Annotated in this window: 15 protein-coding genes; 8 read left to right on the forward strand and 7 right to left on the reverse strand. The window is 66.8% G+C overall.

What is annotated here, in order from left to right; genetic code table 11:
* The first annotated feature begins 19 nt into the window (after positions 1 to 19).
* A complete protein-coding gene (locus CIW53_RS03860) occupies positions 20 to 2188 on the forward strand; it encodes a M4 family metallopeptidase (RefSeq protein WP_149363361.1) in 2169 nt (722 codons plus the stop codon).
* A gap of 124 nt (positions 2189 to 2312) precedes the next feature.
* On the opposite strand, the gene CIW53_RS03865 is transcribed toward CIW53_RS03860, so the two are convergent.
* Together CIW53_RS03865 and CIW53_RS03870 are read right to left on the reverse strand one after the other, a co-directional pair.
* Entirely contained in the window at positions 2313 to 2804 is a 492-nt protein-coding gene (locus CIW53_RS03865) for an asparaginase domain-containing protein (RefSeq protein WP_149363362.1), read from the reverse strand.
* A gap of 140 nt (positions 2805 to 2944) precedes the next feature.
* The gene (locus CIW53_RS03870) at positions 2945 to 4588 is read right to left on the reverse strand and encodes an acyl-CoA dehydrogenase family protein (RefSeq protein WP_149363363.1); all 1644 of its coding nucleotides are present in this window, start codon (positions 4586 to 4588) and stop codon (positions 2945 to 2947) included.
* A gap of 102 nt (positions 4589 to 4690) precedes the next feature.
* Here CIW53_RS03870 and CIW53_RS03875 point away from each other — a divergent pair, with 102 nt between their 5' ends.
* Complete coding sequence (locus CIW53_RS03875) at positions 4691 to 5476, forward strand: thioesterase family protein (protein WP_149363364.1); 786 nt, start codon at positions 4691 to 4693, stop codon at positions 5474 to 5476.
* A gap of 226 nt (positions 5477 to 5702) precedes the next feature.
* The gene (locus CIW53_RS03880) at positions 5703 to 6323 is read left to right on the forward strand and encodes a hypothetical protein (RefSeq protein ID WP_149363365.1); all 621 of its coding nucleotides are present in this window, start codon (positions 5703 to 5705) and stop codon (positions 6321 to 6323) included.
* 51 nt (positions 6324 to 6374) lie between these two features.
* Here CIW53_RS03880 and CIW53_RS03885 read toward each other — a convergent pair whose 3' ends face one another.
* Both CIW53_RS03885 and wrbA read right to left on the reverse strand, forming a co-directional pair.
* Positions 6375 to 6752 (reverse strand): DUF2069 domain-containing protein, encoded by a 378-nt coding sequence (locus CIW53_RS03885; RefSeq protein WP_149363366.1) that lies wholly within the window; start codon positions 6750 to 6752, stop codon positions 6375 to 6377.
* The gene (gene wrbA, locus CIW53_RS03890) at positions 6749 to 7351 is read right to left on the reverse strand and encodes an NAD(P)H:quinone oxidoreductase (protein ID WP_149363367.1); all 603 of its coding nucleotides are present in this window, start codon (positions 7349 to 7351) and stop codon (positions 6749 to 6751) included. The genes CIW53_RS03885 and wrbA overlap by 4 nt, the downstream gene beginning before the upstream one ends.
* A gap of 106 nt (positions 7352 to 7457) precedes the next feature.
* On the opposite strand from wrbA, the gene CIW53_RS03895 reads away from it, so the two are divergent.
* From CIW53_RS03895 to CIW53_RS03905, 3 genes are read left to right on the forward strand one after another with little or no spacing between them, the layout of a single operon-like run.
* Positions 7458 to 8735 (forward strand): YihY family inner membrane protein, encoded by a 1278-nt coding sequence (locus CIW53_RS03895; protein WP_149363368.1) that lies wholly within the window; start codon positions 7458 to 7460, stop codon positions 8733 to 8735.
* Positions 8732 to 9214, forward strand: a complete 483-nt coding sequence (locus tag CIW53_RS03900; RefSeq protein WP_149363369.1) for a TlpA disulfide reductase family protein — start codon at positions 8732 to 8734, stop codon at positions 9212 to 9214. The genes CIW53_RS03895 and CIW53_RS03900 overlap by 4 nt, the downstream gene beginning before the upstream one ends.
* A 13-nt stretch (positions 9215 to 9227) precedes the next feature.
* Positions 9228 to 9494, forward strand: a complete 267-nt coding sequence (locus CIW53_RS03905) for an acylphosphatase (RefSeq protein WP_149363370.1) — start codon at positions 9228 to 9230, stop codon at positions 9492 to 9494.
* Positions 9495 to 9497: 3 nt separating this feature from the next.
* Here CIW53_RS03905 and ppk2 read toward each other — a convergent pair whose 3' ends face one another.
* The 3 genes from ppk2 to hemA all read right to left on the reverse strand — a co-directional run bounded on the left by ppk2 (position 9498) and on the right by hemA (position 12812).
* A complete protein-coding gene (gene ppk2, locus CIW53_RS03910) occupies positions 9498 to 10262 on the reverse strand; it encodes a polyphosphate kinase 2 (RefSeq protein ID WP_149363371.1) in 765 nt (254 codons plus the stop codon).
* Positions 10263 to 10397: 135 nt separating this feature from the next.
* Entirely contained in the window at positions 10398 to 11477 is a 1080-nt protein-coding gene (gene prfA / locus CIW53_RS03915; RefSeq protein ID WP_149363372.1) for a peptide chain release factor 1, read from the reverse strand.
* Between the two features lie 63 nt (positions 11478 to 11540).
* Positions 11541 to 12812: a glutamyl-tRNA reductase gene (hemA, locus tag CIW53_RS03920; protein WP_149363373.1), complete on the reverse strand. Its 1272-nt coding sequence runs from the start codon at positions 12810 to 12812 to the stop codon at positions 11541 to 11543.
* A 93-nt stretch (positions 12813 to 12905) separates the two neighbouring features.
* On the opposite strand from hemA, the gene CIW53_RS03925 reads away from it, so the two are divergent.
* Entirely contained in the window at positions 12906 to 14663 is a 1758-nt protein-coding gene (locus CIW53_RS03925; protein ID WP_149363374.1) for a tetratricopeptide repeat protein, read from the forward strand.
* Positions 14660 to 15268 carry a lipoprotein insertase outer membrane protein LolB gene (gene lolB / locus CIW53_RS03930; protein ID WP_149363375.1) on the forward strand — a complete coding sequence of 203 codons (609 nt, stop codon included), beginning with the start codon at positions 14660 to 14662 and terminating at the stop codon, positions 15266 to 15268. Before CIW53_RS03925 ends, lolB begins: the two co-directional genes overlap by 4 nt.
* Positions 15269 to 15332 lie beyond the last annotated feature (64 nt).

Consider the following 15332-nt stretch of genomic DNA (forward strand, 5'->3'; position numbering starts at 1 on the left):
TTGTCTAGGAGCTTTTCAAATGCCCAACCATTTCCGTCTGAAACTGCTGGTTGCCGCGATCGGCATGGCTACCGCTTCGGTAGCCACGGCAGCCAACACACAGACCCTGCACGCGCAGAATCTCGGTGCGGTACCCGTCAGTTCGCTGGCTGCGCACCTGAATCTGGGCCAGAACATGTCGTTGGCGGCGCGCAGTTCAGTCGCCCTCGCCGGTGGCCACAAGGTCGTGCGTCAGCAGCAGATGTTCCACGGCGTGCCGGTTTACGGCCGCAGCATTGCGGTGGTGCAGGACGCGCAGGGCAATGCGCTGCGTGCCACCGGTGAGCTGCTGCAGGGCGCATCGCTCGATCTCGCCTCGGTCGCGCCGAAACTGAGCTCGGCCAACGCCATCGCCGCGTTGAAGGCGCACGCGCATACCATGCTGGTCGGCGGCGCCACGCTGGGCAACCAGAAGAGCGACCTGTTCGTGTACCCGCAGGACAACGGCACGGCGCGTCTGGTGTACCGCGTCTCCTATTTCGTCGGCGGTGCCAACCCGAGCCGTCCGACGGCAATCATCGATGCCAACACCGGTGCGGTGATCAAGAGCTGGAACGGCCTGACCGATGCTTCGGCGAACGGCCCGGGCGGCAACCAGAAGACCGGCCAGTACACCTACGGCACCGACTACGCCGCGCTCGACGTGACCCAGTCCGGCAGCACCTGCACGCTGGTCAACACCAACGTGAAGACCTACAACCTCAACCACGGCACCAGCGGCGGTTCGGTGGTCAGCTTCACCTGCCCGACCAGCAACACCGACGCGATCAACGGTGCCTACTCGCCGGTCAACGACGCCCATCATTTCGGCGGTGTCGTGCATGACATGTACAACGCCTACACCGGCGCACCGCCGCTGAACATGCAGCTGGTGATGAAGGTGCATTACAAGTCGAACTACGAGAATGCGTTCTGGGACGGCAGCGCGATGTACTTCGGCGACGGTGCCAGCACGTTTTATCCGCTGGTCTCGCTGGACGTGACCAGCCATGAGATCAGCCACGGCTACACCGAGCAGAACTCGGGCCTGGAGTACACCGGCCAGTCCGGCGGCATGAACGAGGCTTACTCGGACATCGCCGGCGAAGCGGCCGAGTTCTACGATCGCGGTGCGGCGGACTTCCTGGTCGGTGCGGACATCGTCAAGACCAGCGCCGGCATCGGCGACGCGTTGCGCTACATGTGCAACCCGCCGCAGGACGGCGGCTCGATCGACAACGCCGCGAACTACACCTCCAGCCTCGACGTGCATTATTCGAGCGGCGTGTACAACAAGTCGTTCTGCCTGCTGGCCAAGACAAGCGGCTGGGATGTGAAGAAGGCGTTCCAGGTCTACGCACTGGCGAACAAGTCGTACTGGACGGCCACCTCCGACTTCAATTCCGGCGCCTGCGGCGTGGAATCGGCGGCGACCGACCTCGGCTACAACGCGAGTGACGTGGTTGCGGCATTCACCGGCGTGGGGGTGACCTGCCCGGGTACTGGTGGCGGTGGTGGTGGCGGCGGCGGCGGTGGCACCACCACCGAGCTGCAGAACAACGTGGCTGTCACGGGCGTGGCCGCTGCCACGGGTGCCGACAACGACTACTTCATCACGGTGCCGACCGGCGCCAGCAACCTGGTGATGTCGATTTCCGGCGGCACTGGCGATGCCGACCTGTACACCAAGTTCGGCAGCGCGCCGACCACCAGCAGCTACGACTGCCGCCCGTACAAGACCGGCAACTCGGAAAGCTGCAGCGTGGCCGCGCCGCAGGCCGGCAAGTACTACGTCAAGGTGCACGGCTACTCGGCCTATTCGGGCGTGACCGTGAAGGCCAGCTACGCCACCGGTGGTGGCAGTGGCGGTGGCAGCACCAACTCGGTGAGCCTGCCGACGGTGACCACGGGCAACTGGTCGCCCACCTACACCGAGACGGTGCAGGCCGGCCACACGGCGACCTTCGCGATCTCCGGCGGTACCGGCGACGCGGACCTGTACGCACGCGCCGGCTCGGCGCCGACCACCAGTGCCTACAGCTGCCGCCCGTACAAGACCGGCAACAACGAGAGCTGCACCTTCACGCCATCGACGACGACCACCTATTACATCAAGGTGCGCGCGTACCAGACGTACTCCGGCGTGACGCTGACGGAAAGCATGAACTGATGTCGGCGACGGGACCGCGCCGGGCAGCCGGCGCGGTCCCGGGACGGTTCCAGTAAAAAAACCCGGCTTCGGCCGGGTTTTTTTTATCGGCCCGACGCAGGCGCCCCGGTGCCTTGCGAATGACTCAGCCGGCGGCTTCCTCGAAGCGGTTGGCGTCGCGGTTCTTGCGCACCTTGGCCGGATCCCACACGCGGCCGTTCATGGCGATGTAGACGCCGTCCGGCAGGGTCTGCACCGCGGCCACCGCGCAGCCGATGTTGAACACCGCGTCGGAGCCCTGGAAGCGCGCCGGGTTCAGCGCGCCGGTCAGCACGATCACCTTGCCCTTGATGCTGGCCAGCTCGCGCGCGGTCTCGACCATGGTGTCGGTGCCGTGGGTGACCAGCACGTGGCGGTGCGGCTGCGCCTCGATCGTCGAGCGCACCAGTGCGCGGTCCTCGGCGCCCATGTGCAGGCTGTCCTTGCGCAGGATCGGGATCACGTCGAACTGGAACGCCACGCCGAGCTGGCCGAGGATGTCGCCGATCTGCGGCGCACCGATCTTGTAGTCCGACTTGTCGTCGAAGTAGATCTTGTCGATGGTGCCGCCGGTGGTGACGATGGTCAGGTGCTGCATGTCGGTGGGCCGTGGAGAGAGTTCCGGCATTTTAGCCCGTGCCGGCACATGCGTGCCCGCAGGAGCCCGCTCGCGGGCGATGCTCTTCCGATGTGTGACAAAAGCATCGCCCGCGAGCGGGCTCCTACGCCAGGAGCCGTTTATCCCAGCAGCAGGGCGGTGTTGTCGGCGTCCGGCGCGACCAGCCGGTCGAGGCCGAGCGCGACGAAGCGGTGCCGCGCCGCGGCCGGGCGTCGGTCGCCGTGGCGGCTCGACCAGGTGGCCTGGCGCGCCAGCAGCGCGGCCGCGGCGCAGCGCGCCAGGGTGAAGGCGAGGCCGCGCGCACCGGCTTCCAGCGTGTCGCGCGCGGCCGCATGCTGGTCGAGCCAGCGCGCCGCGGCATCCAGCGTCTGCCGGATCGCGCTGGCCGCGTGCATGTCGTCGTTGCCGTCCAGCCAGCTCGCGCAGGCCGTGCGCAACGCGCCGAGGCTGTCGCCGGCCAGCGCGCGCAGGCTGTCCAGCGACAGCACGTTGGTGGTGCCTTCCCAGATCGCATACACCTGCGCGTCGCGCAGCAACTGCGGCAGGCCGGTGTCCTCGATGTAGCCGGCACCGCCGAAGCATTCCAGCGCCTCCGAGCACATCTGCACCGCCAGCTTGCCGGTCCACAGCTTGGCCAGCGGCGTGAGCAGCCGCAGCAGCGCGGCCTCATGCGGCTGCGCCGCGCCGTGCTCGACCCGGCCCAGCAGGTGCGCAATCTCGAACGCCAGCGCGAACGCGCCCTCGAACTCGGCCTGCATGTCGGCCAGCGTCTGCGCGTGCAGCGGCTGCTCGATCAATGGACGGCCAAACGCGCGCCGGCGCCCGGCGAAGTCGCGCGCCAGGGCGATCGCGCGGGCCATGCTGGCGACCGCGCAGACCGCGTTCCAGGTGCGCGTGACGTTGAGCATCGGCGCCACCTGGCGCACGCCGTTGGCAAGCTCGCCCAGCGGCCAGGCGGGCAGGCCGTCGAGGTGGATTTCCGCGGTGGGCAATTCCTGCGTGCCGAGCTTGTCCTTCAATCGGTCGATTATCAGTTCCGGCTTGCGTCGCGCGCCGTCCATCGTCTCGACGTAGAACAGCGCCAGCGCCGCGGTGCCCGCGGCCGCCGCGCCTTCGGGCCGCGCCAGCGCCAGCGCCGCCTCGCCGACCACCGCCGAGCTGAACCATTTGCGCCCGTACAGGCGCCATTGCCCGGCGGCATCCTGCCGCGCGACGGTTTCGGTGTGGCCGACATCGGAGCCGCCGGCGGTCTCGGTCATCCACTGGCCGCTGAGCCAGAACGTGGCCGGGTCGCAGCTGAGGAAACGCGGCAGCACGCGCTCGATCAGTTCGCGGTTGCCGGAGGCCTTGATCGCGGTGGCGGCGCCGTCGGTCATCGCCAGCGGGCAGGTGTAGAACTCGCTGGCGAGGTGGTACAGGTAGACGCGGGCGAATTCCTCCAGCCGCCCGTGCGCGCTGTCGCCGTGGCCGGCGGCCAGCACCGCATGTCGCGTCGTCATCGCCGCGCCTTCCTGCCACGCCGGCGTCAACTCGATGCGATCCACCCGTTGTCCCCAGGCGTCCCACTGCGTCAGCACCGGCTTGCGCCGCGTCGTGGTGCATGCGCGCTGCCACGCCATCTGCGCGTAGTCGCCCAGCGCATCGAGGTCGGCATCCAGCGCCGCGCGGCGCTCGGCCGGCAGCGCGCGATCGAGCAGGGCCAGCAGCGCGCGGTCGCTGCGATACGGGTGCGGCAGTTGCGGCGGATTCTGCAGGAAGGCCATGGCACGCTCCGTCCAGAGTCGAGGTGTCGAGTATAGGCATGCGGGCATTCGGCGCGTGGCGCTGGCATCATCGAAAGCCACTCCCCGGCGCAGGCGCCACCCATGCGATTTTCCGAAGCGATGCAGACAGTCACGCGCCACGGCGATCACTGGCAGGCCACGGTGAGCGAAGACTGGCTGCAGGGACGCAGCGCGTTCGGCGGGTTGCAGGCGGCGCTCGCCCTGCGCGCGATGCGCGAACAGGTGCCGGCGGACATGCCGCTGCGCAGCCTGCAGGTCACCTTCATCGCGCCGGTGCCGGCCGGTCGCGTGACCATCCTCTCGCAGCGCCTGCGCGAAGGCCGCAGCGCGATCCAGGTCGAGGCCAGCCTGTGCGATGGCGCGCAGACGCTGTGCCGGCTGCTCGGCGTATTCGGCAGCGCACGCCCCTCGGCACTGCATATCCAGCCCGTGCAGGCGCCCGTGGCAAGCGCGACCGTGCAGGAGGTGGCCTATGTGGAAGGCCGCTTGCCCGCCTTCACCCAGCACTTCCGCGCGCGCTGGCTGCGCGGCGACCTGCCATTCGGCGGCGGCCACCAGCGCGACAGCGTGCTGCAGCTTTCCCTGCGCGACGAAGGCCCCGTCGACGAAACCCACGTGCTCGCCTACGCCGACTTCATCCCGCCGATCGCCCTGTCGATGTTCGCCGTGCCCACCCCCGGCAGCTCGCTCACCTGGATGCTCGAACTGCTGCGCGACCGCTACAACGACCTCGGCCTGGACGACTGGCGCGTCGACGCCGAACTGATCGCTGCCCGCGACGGCTATACCAACCAGAGCGTGATGCTGTGGGGGCCGCGTGGGGAGCCGGTGGCGTTGAGCCGGCAGAGCATGGTGGTGTTTGGGTGAGGTGGGGTGTTTCGTGTAAGGCGTTCGCGCCGTGATCGTGCGTGTGGAAACGACTCAAGTTATTGATTCATCTTGATTGCCGTTGCAGTGTCCGAGTAGTGGTACGGGATAGGTTGGGGATTAGACTGCATTTTGAAATTTACATGGTGTTAGACATCTTATGGATAGTTCTGTACCGCATCCCGGCTATTCAACGTCAAAGCCTTTGATTGCACCCATTCGGTCCATGTACAAAGAGCTTGGGGCCCAGGACGCCTGCATTCAGCTCCAAGAATTGTCTGCAAACTACCTCGAGAAGAGCGCAGCGGCGATGAACGCTCAGGTCAATGACTTTCTAAAGCTCCTGTACAAGGCAAATGGCATTCCACACGGCAGTTACAATTTTGCGGAAATGCGGTCAATTGCGTGCACATCCTATCTGTTAGTGACCCATTCGCTGTTTGACAAAATGGTAAAGGGCTGCATTCGGCACTACCGCACCGCGAACCCAGCCACTGATACTCAGTGGGTGAATTCAGTTGGTGGCAAAACCTTGGCGCCGTTGCGCCGGCTCGCACATAACCTGCCAAAGCCAGAGCAAGCGAAGCTCACCTCACCTGCGGAATTTCGGCTTTTCGAGTACTACAGACAAGTACGCGTTGCTGGCACCCATGTCGCTGACAAGACGCAAAAAAAGGCGGCTGTGGCCTTCGCAGCACTGACCCAGAATGACATCCAGCATTTTGCCGAGTACGCGCAAATATGCACTGCCCCAAACAAGCCCGAGGCGATTGGGTTCGATGACTTCAAGCTCTATACGCGTTCCATCAAGTACTACAGCAACATCCTCAATGACGTCTGCAGCTAACACCGAACGAGGTCAGATTCACTTATCAATGGTCAGGTGTGATGCCGCCGATCAATCGCGCGTTGGCGGCGTGGCCGGCGGCCGCCGCTTCACCCCGGCGCCCAGCGCCGCGATCAGCAGCACGGTCAGCACGATCTCCGCGATCGCCAGCCAGCGCTCGCCCGCCGAGCTCCATGCCTCGGACACGCCGTGGCTGAAGTAGAACAGGCTGAGGATGCCGACCCAGAGCAGGGCGCGGCGCACGTCGCGGATGGCGAACAGGGGCAGCAGCAGCGGGATGACGGTGATCGCCAGCAGCAGGGTCAGCGGCATGCTCTGCGGCGGCACCAGCCAGGCGTGCCAGACGAGTTGCAGCACGACGAGCAAGGCCCAGGCGGCCAGGCCGACGCGATAGACGGGAAGGATGGGCGCGCGCGTGGCGGCGGTCATGGCGTGTCCGCCAGGCGGCGGGCCACGTCGGCCAGGCGGCGGCCGAGTGCGCGGGCCAGTTCGCGTTCGTGCTCGCTGATCGGGTTGTCGCCCTTGGCGCCGGCGACGTGGCTGAGGCCGTAGGGCGTGCCGCCGGTTTGCGTGGTGGTGAGTGCCGGCTCGGTGTAGGGCAGGCCCACGATCAGCATGCCGTGATGCAGCAGTGGCAGCGCCATCGAGAGCAGGGTGGATTCCTGGCCGCCGTGCATGGTGCTGGTGGAGGTGAACAGCGCCGCCGGCTTGCCTACCAGCGTGCCACTGGCCCATTCGGCGCCGGTGGTGTCGAGGAAATGTTTCAGCGGCGCGGCCATGTTGCCGAAGCGGGTGGGGCTGCCCATGGCGAGGCCGACGCAGTCGAGCAGGTCCTGCTTCTGCACGTACGGCGCGCCGTCCTCGGGCTCGGGTGGCTGCGCGATTTCGGTCACCGGCGCCACCGGCGGCACCTGGCGCAGGCGCGCGCGCATGCCGGGCACTTCCTCGATGCCGCGGGCGATCAGGCGCGCCAGCTGGGAGGTGTGGCCGCTGCGGCTGTAGTACAGGACCAGGATCTCGTGATTCATGTGGCGTCGACTCGTGCGTTTGAGGCATTCACAGCCAATACGCTAGTGTACCGGCCGGTACCCACGATGTTGGTGGTCCGCCCGGGCCACCAGCGAAAGGACAACGATGATCCGGCGCTTCAACCGCGAACGCACGAAGAGCTTCAGCCGCTTCATCTGGCAGCGCTTCGTCGACGACAAGTGCTTCGAGACGGCGGGTGCGCTGTCCTACACCACGCTGGTTTCGCTGGTGCCGCTGACGGTCGCGGTGTTCGCGATGTTCTCGGTGTTTCCGATGTTCCAGCCGGCGCGCGACACGCTGGTCAATTTCGTGTTCAACAATTTCGTGCCGTCGGCGGGCGAGGCGGTGCAGAACACCATGCTGGGGTTCGCCGCCAATGCCAGCAAGCTCACCGGCATCAGCATCCTGGTGATGTTGTTCAGTGCGCTGTCGATGATGATCAGCATCGAGGACCGGTTGAACCGGATCTGGCGCGTGCACCAGCCGCGCAGCTGGGGTTCGCGCCTGCTGTTGTACTGGGCGGCGCTGACGCTGGGGCCGATCCTGGTGGTCGGCGGCATCGCGGTGACGTCGTATGTCACGGCCGCGCCGTTGCTGCGTGGTGCCGCCGGCCAGTTCGGTGGCATCGGCCAGAGCCTGCTGACGGTGCTGCCGTTCGTGGTGACGTTTTTCACGCTGTGGCTGATGTATTCGGTGATCCCCAATTGCAAGGTGTCGCGGCGCGATGCGGCGATCGGCGCACTGCTGGGGGCGGTGCTGTTCGAGATCGCGCGCTGGGGTTTCACCGTGTTCGTGCAGCACGCGCAGAGCTATCAGCAGATCTACGGCGTGCTGGCGGCGATCCCGATCTTCCTGCTGTGGATCTACCTGTCGTGGGTGATCGTGATCCTGGCCGCGTCGATCGCCGCTTCGGCGTCCGCCTTCGAATACCACGCGCCGATGCAGACGCTGCCCGAAGGCGCCGAGTTCCTCGGGCTGCTGGTGGTGCTGCGGTATTTCGTCGAGGCCCAGCGGACAGGTGGCTGCGTGGATCCGGCCGACGTGCGGCTGAAGGAACCGTATCTGCGCAGTGCGCTGATCGCGGCCTATTTCGACGATCTGCGCGAGGCGGACATGATCCAGCGCGGCGAGGCCGGCGGCTGGCTGCTCTGTCGCAGCCTGGACTGCACCAACCTGCTGCGCGTGTATCGGCATATCGACTACCCCTTGCCGTTGCAACCCGTGCAGGAGGCCGCGGCGTTGGGGATCGAACTGCCGCCGGAGTTGCTGGCGACATTGGCCGAGTTGGCCGCCGTGCTGGAAGCGAAGCTGGGCGTGCGGCTCGACCAGATCTATCCCGTGGCCGACAATCCAGCGGCCGATACCGAGGAACTGCCCGCATGACCGTGTTTCCATCCCTTTCCCGCGCTGCCTTGCTGGCCATGGCGCTCGTGCTGGCCGCACCGACGCACGCGGCGATGCCGGCCACGCCGGCACTGCACGTCACCACGCTGGACGGCAAGACCTTCGACCTGGCCGCGCAGCACGGCAAATGGGTGATCGTGAATTTCTGGGCGACCTGGTGTGTGCCGTGCATCAAGGAGATGCCGGACATCTCGCGTTTCGTCGCCAGCCACAAGAATGTCAGCGCGATCGGCCTGGCCTACGACGACAGCGAGCTGGCCGACATCAAGGCGTTCGTGGCGAAGCATCCGGTGGTGTATCCGATCGCCCAGGTCACGCTGGACAAGCCGCTGAAGGATTTCGACGAGCCGCGCGGCTTGCCGACGACTTATCTGATCGGACCGGACGGCAAGGTGGCCAAGCGCTTCATCGGCCCGGTCACCGCCGCCTCGTTGGGTGCGGCGATCGGCCAGCCGTGACGGGCTATCGCTGATGCCGACCGTGCGCTTCATCGTCAGCGGCCGGGTGCAGGGCGTGTTCTTTCGCGCCAGCACCCGCGAGCAGGCGCTGGCGCTCGGGCTCGCCGGTCATGCGAGGAATCGACCGGACGGTTGCGTCGAAGTGCTGGCCGGCGGCGCGCCGGATGCGCTCGATGCACTCGAGCGCTGGTTGCAGCAGGGGCCGCCGGCGGCGCGGGTCGACGCGGTCATGCGCGAGGACATGCCGGAGCAGAAGCTGCACGGTTTTCACGCCGGTTGAAGATCAGAACGTATCCGGTACCCACAACGCCTTGTCGGTGACGTGTTCGGATTTCGGCTTGCCCTTGAGCTTCGGCAGTTTCACCTTGGGGACTGCCTCGTCTTGCATCGGCAGTTGTTGCAGCAGGTGCCGGATCAGGTTGATCCGGCCGCGCTTCTGGTCGTTGAAGTCGACCACGAACCACGGCGCGTGGTCGCGCTGCGTGCGTTCGATCATCACGTCGCGCAGCCGGCCCATCTCGGTGTACTTCTGCCGCGCGACCAGGTCCACCGGCGAGAGTTTCCAGCGTTTCAGCGGATCGTCGGCGCGCTCGGCGAAGCGCTGCTCCTGCTCGGCCTGATCCACCGCCAGCCAGTACTTGATGAGGATGATGCCGTCGTCGGCGAGCAGTTTCTCGAAGGCCGGCACGGCGTCGAGGAAGGCTTCGTATTGCGTGCCGCTGCAGAAGCCCATCGCCGGTTCCACCACCGCGCGGTTGTACCAGCTGCGATCGAACAGCACGAATTCGCCGGCGCAGGGCAGGTGGGCGACGTAGCGCTGGAAGTACCACTGGCTGGCTTCGCTCTCGCTCGGTTTGGGCAGGGCCACGATGCGGTAGCCGCGGGTGTCCAGGCTCTCGGTGATCGCTTTGATGACGCCGCCCTTGCCGGCGGCGTCGCGGCCTTCGAAGATCACCAGCAGGCGCTTGCCGCTGCCGCGTAGTCCGCGCTGGAGGCGGATCAGTTCAAGCTGCAGTTCCTCCATTGCCTTGCGGTAGTGCTTGCTCATGTGGATCTCCGAACCTCCAGATCTATAGCCTCGAAACCCCTCGATCCGTCATTCCGGCCTTCGCCGGAATGACGACAGGGGGAGTGTGTCGAAAGGTGGCTTGCAGATTAACCCGGCACGCCGTGACGGCGAGGTTCAGACGCCGCCGAGCGCCTGCAGCTGGTCGACCTGGTGCTCGCGGGTCAGCGTGTCGATCAGTTCAGCCATGTCGCCCTGCATGATTTCCGGCAAGCGGTACAGGGTGAGGTTGATGCGGTGGTCGGTGATCCGGCCTTGCGGATAGTTGTAGGTGCGGATGCGCTGGCTGCGATCGCCGGAACCGACCTGCAGGCGGCGCGCCTCGGATTGCTCGGCGTTCTGCTTGCTGCGCTCGGCATCGAGCAGGCGCGCCTTCAACAGGCTCATCGCGCGGGCGCGGTTCTTGTGCTGGCTGCGCTCTTCCTGGCATTCCACCACGGTGCCGGTGGGCAGGTGGGTGATGCGGATCGCCGAATCGGTCTTGTTGACGTGCTGGCCGCCGGCACCGGAGGCGCGGAAAGTATCGGTTTTCAGATCCGCGGGGTTGATCTCGATCTCGTCGATCTCGTCCAGTTCCGGCAGGATCGCCACGGTCGCCGCCGAGGTATGGATGCGCCCTTGCGACTCGGTTTCCGGCACGCGCTGCACGCGATGCGTGCCGGATTCGAACTTCAGCCGCGAGTACGCGCCCTTGCCCTCGATGCGCGCCACGACTTCCTTGTAGCCGCCGTGTTCGCCGGCGTGTTCGCTCAGCACCTCGACGTGCCAGCGGCGGCTTTCGGCGTAGCGCAGGTACATGCGCAGCAGGTCGCCGGCGAAGATCGCCGCCTCGTCGCCGCCGGTGCCGGCGCGTATTTCGAGGAAGAGATTGGCCTCGTCGCGCGGGTCCTTCGGCAGCAGCAGGAGCTGCAGTTCGTCGTCGAGGTCGAGCAGGCGCTGTTCCAGCCGGCGCACGTCGTCGCCAGCCATCTCGCGCAGGTCGGGATCGTCCAGCATCGCGCGGGTTTCGGCCAGCTCGCGCTCGGCCCGGTCGTGTTCGCGCAGCGACACGGTCACCGGTTCGAGCTGGGCGTATTCCTGCGACAGCTCGCGGAAGCGGGCGTTGTCGGCATGTACGTCGGGCTGCGACAGCAGCAGGCCGATTTCCTGGTGGCGCTCGGCCAGTGCCTCGAGCTTGCGGCGGATCGAAGGAGTCATGGATAGAGGAGTGAGTGGCGAGGAGTGAGAAACGAGAGTGGCGTGATACGGCTTTCTCTCATCTCACTCCTCTCCACTCACTTCCTGATCCAGCCCGTACAGCCGGCCGGCGGCGTGCAACAGGTCGAGATCGCCGGAGAGCGCTGCTTCGCGCAGGCGCGCGCTGGGATGGTGCAGCAGCTTGTTGGTCAGCGTGTTGGCAAGGAACGCCAGCGCCTCGTCCGGCGACTTGCCGTGGGCGAGCATCGCGCGGGCCTTGAGCAGCACTTCGTCGCGGTAGACCTCGGCGTGCTGGCGCATGTCGACGGCGGGGTTCTTCAGGGTCAGCGCGCGGCGCCAGGCCATGTAGCGGTCGACCTGCAGATCGATGATCGCCTCGGCGTCCTGCGCGGCGGCGGCGCGCGAGCGGCGGTTGTCGTCGATCACCTGACGCAGGTCGTCGATGCCGTAGAGATAGACGTCCGGCAGTTCGCCGACGCCGGCTTCGATGTCGCGTGGCACCGCGATGTCGACCATGAACATCGGCTTGCGCCGACGCGTCGTCATGGCCTGCTCGACCATCGCGCGGGTCACGATCGGGTGCCGTGCGGCGGTGGAGGAAATCACGATGTCGGCATCGGCCAGGTGCTGCGGCAGGTCGGCCAGGGCGATCGCGTAACCGCCGTGGCGGCCGGCCAGCTCCTGCGCGGTTTCCGGCGTGCGGTTGGCGACGATGATCCGGCGCGCCTGTTTTTCGGCGAGGTGGCGTGCGGCCAGCTCGATGGTGTCGCCGGCCCCGATCAACAACACACAGGCCTGCTTGAGGTCGGCGAATACCTGCTCGGCAAGGCGCACCGCGGTGAACGCGACCGAGACCGTGTGCGCACCGATGCGGGTATCCGTGCGCACGCGCTTGGCCACCGCGAAAGTGTGCTGCAGCAGGCGGTCCAGCGGTGCCTTCAGCGATTGCGCGCCGCATGCCTGCTGGTAGGCGTCCTTCACCTGGCCGAGGATCTGCGGCTCGCCCAGCACCATCGAGTCGAGTCCGGTGGCGACGCGGAATATGTGCCGCACGGCGGCGTCTTCATCGTGCCGATACAGGAACTCGTCCAGCTTGCCGGGGGTCAGACGATGATGACGACTCAGCCAAGCCTGCGGGATCTCCTCGGCACCAGCCGCCACGCCGACGTACAGTTCGGTGCGGTTGCAGGTGGACAGGATCATCGCCTCTTCCACGCCGGGTTCGCGGGTCAGTTCGAGCAAGGCCTCGCCGGCGGCGTCCGCGTCGAACGCCACCTGCTCGCGCAGGCTGACCGGCGCGGTAAGGTGATTGAGCCCGAGGGCGATCAGCGGCATGGTGGCGGTGACATCTCGGCGGCGGCGACCCGGCGGCGTAGGCTAAGCTTGGCGCAACGTCGCCATGCGATGACCAGTGCGGCCGGAACAGACATGTGGATGGGCAGTAGTGTGGGTAGCGGGGCAGGCAAGTTCAAGCAACTGCGGCATTTTACGGCAGTCGCGCTATTGGCGCTTGGCCTGTGCGCCTGCGCCGTTGCGCCTTCACGATCGGCGCCGAAAGCCGCCCGTACGCCGCAACCGCTGGCGCACCTGGTGGTGGCCACGCCCGACGCCGATCACGACGCGCTGGCGCAGTTGCTGGCCGGCGAGATGGCGCTCGGTCAAACCGACCTGAAAGCTGCGTCGGACCATTTCAGCAAGGCCATGCTGCTCAGCAACGATCCCGACGTGGCCGAGCGCGCCGCCACCCTCGCCATTGCCGTGCACGATCACGATGCCGCCCGGCGTGCGCTGGATCGCTGGCAGGCGCTGGGTGCCAAGCCGGCAGCGATGGCGCAGGCGCGGGCCGAACTGGCACTGGATCGCGGCGATGCCGATGAAGCGCGGCATCAGCTGGAGCAGTTGATCGGCAGCGGCGACAAGGACGCCTGGCGCCAGTTCGGCCGCGTGCTGCTGACCGCGCGCGACCAGGCCCAGGCGGCGCGATTGCTGGAAGCGCTGGCCACGCCCGATCGGCTGCCCGGCGATGCGCAGGCATGGCTGGCGATGAGCGAGCTGGGCGACAAGTTGGGTCGCCATGCGTACGCCATGCAGATCGCCGATGCAGCGGCGCAACGTTTCAAGAGTGCCGAGACCTACGCGTGGGCGGCGCAGATGAAGTTCAAGGACGGCGACCGGCAGGGCGCCCGCGCGTTGCTGCAGAAGGCGCTGGCCAGGCAGCCGAAGAACACCCACCTGCGGCAGGCCTACGCCGGCATGCTCAGCGAGGAGGGCAACTACGCCGCCGCCGCCCGCCTGCTCGAGCACGGCCCGCAGAATGCCGATATCTATGCCATGCGGGCGGGATTGGCGGCCCACAACAAGGATGAAAAGGCGCTCTCGGCGCTGTACCTGGAGTTGCAGAAGGCAGCGCCAGACGTGCGTGAACACAGCGCCTACCTGCTCGGTCAGCTGGCCGAGATGCAGCATCGCAATGCCGAGGCGCTTGCCTGGTACAACCAGGTGGGCGACAGCGACGAGCACGCCTTCGACGCCGACCTGCGCAGCGCGCTGATCCTGCACGAGCAGGGCAAGCGTGCCGACGCCCATCGACTGCTGGAGCAATTGCAGCTGGACTATCTGGATCAGCCCGCGCAGTTGCGGCAGGCCTGGCAGGCCGATGCCGAGTTGTATCTGCGCGAGCAGCAGTATGCGAAAGCCGAGAAGGCGTTCAGCCGCGCCCTGCAGGTCGTGCCGGATGACCCGGGCCTGCTCTACAGCCGCGGCCTGACGTACGCGGAAGCCGGCCAGGTCGACCTGGCGGTAAAGGATTTCGAACACCTCCTGAAGATCAAGCCCGGCGACGTCGATGCCAGCAACGCGCTGGGTTTCACCCTGGCCGATGCCAACCGCGACCTGCCCGAGGCCGAGCGGCTGATCCATGCTGCGCGCGTCGCCAAACCGGACGACCCGGCCATCGCCGACTCCTGGGGCTGGTTGCAATATCGCATGGGTCACCTGGACCAGGCCGCCAAGATCCTGCGTGGCGCGTGGGTGGCGCGCAAGGACGCCGATGTCGGCGTGCATCTGGGCGAAGTGCTGTGGAAACAGGGCCGCCGCAAGGATGCGCAGCAAGTCTTCGACGAAGTGCGCAAGCTCGATCCGCACAGCAGCAGTCTGCAGGACACCTTGAGGCGCCTGCGCCCATGAGGCCAGTGGCGCGTTTGCTCGCTGCCGGCCTGGCCTTGCTGCTGACGGCGTGCGCGCCGCAAATCGTGCGCGTGAAGGGCGACGCCAGCCTGATGAAGGCGCAGGTCGAGCGCGAGCACGCGCTCGCCGGTGCCGATCACTGGGTGCTGCAGGGCCGGCTCGGCGTATCGAACGGCAAGGACGGCGGCAGCGGCAGCTTCAGCTGGACCCAGGACGGTGAGCGGTACGAATTCGTGCTGCGCGGGCCGGCGATCAGCGGCATGGATTTCCGCCTCAGCGGCGGCCCGGATGGCGCCTTGCTGGAGGGCTTGCGCGAGGGGCCGTTGCGCGGTCCCGATGCGGCCGCGCTGATGCGCAAGGCGCTCGGCTGGGAGGTTCCGCTGGGCGATCTGCGCGCCTGGGTGCTCGGCTTGCGCGCCGACAGTGGCCCGGCCGAATTGAGTTTCGGCGCGAATCGGCTGCCCTCGACGCTGCAGCAGGACGGCTGGACGGTCGAATATCCCCAATGGGATGCCGTCCGCGCGCCACCGTTGCCGACCAGGGTGTACGCGGGGAAATCGCCGTACAAGGTGAAGTTGTCGATCGAATCCTGGCAATTCCGGTAGCGCCGCTGGCAACCCGGTTGGGTTAGGCTTTGCGCCCCTGCTGGCCGCGCCGCTGTTGCGCAAC

The sequence above is a fragment of the Rhodanobacter sp. T12-5 genome (assembly GCF_008329435.1).
Classification (GTDB): Bacteria; Pseudomonadota; Gammaproteobacteria; order Xanthomonadales; family Rhodanobacteraceae; genus Rhodanobacter.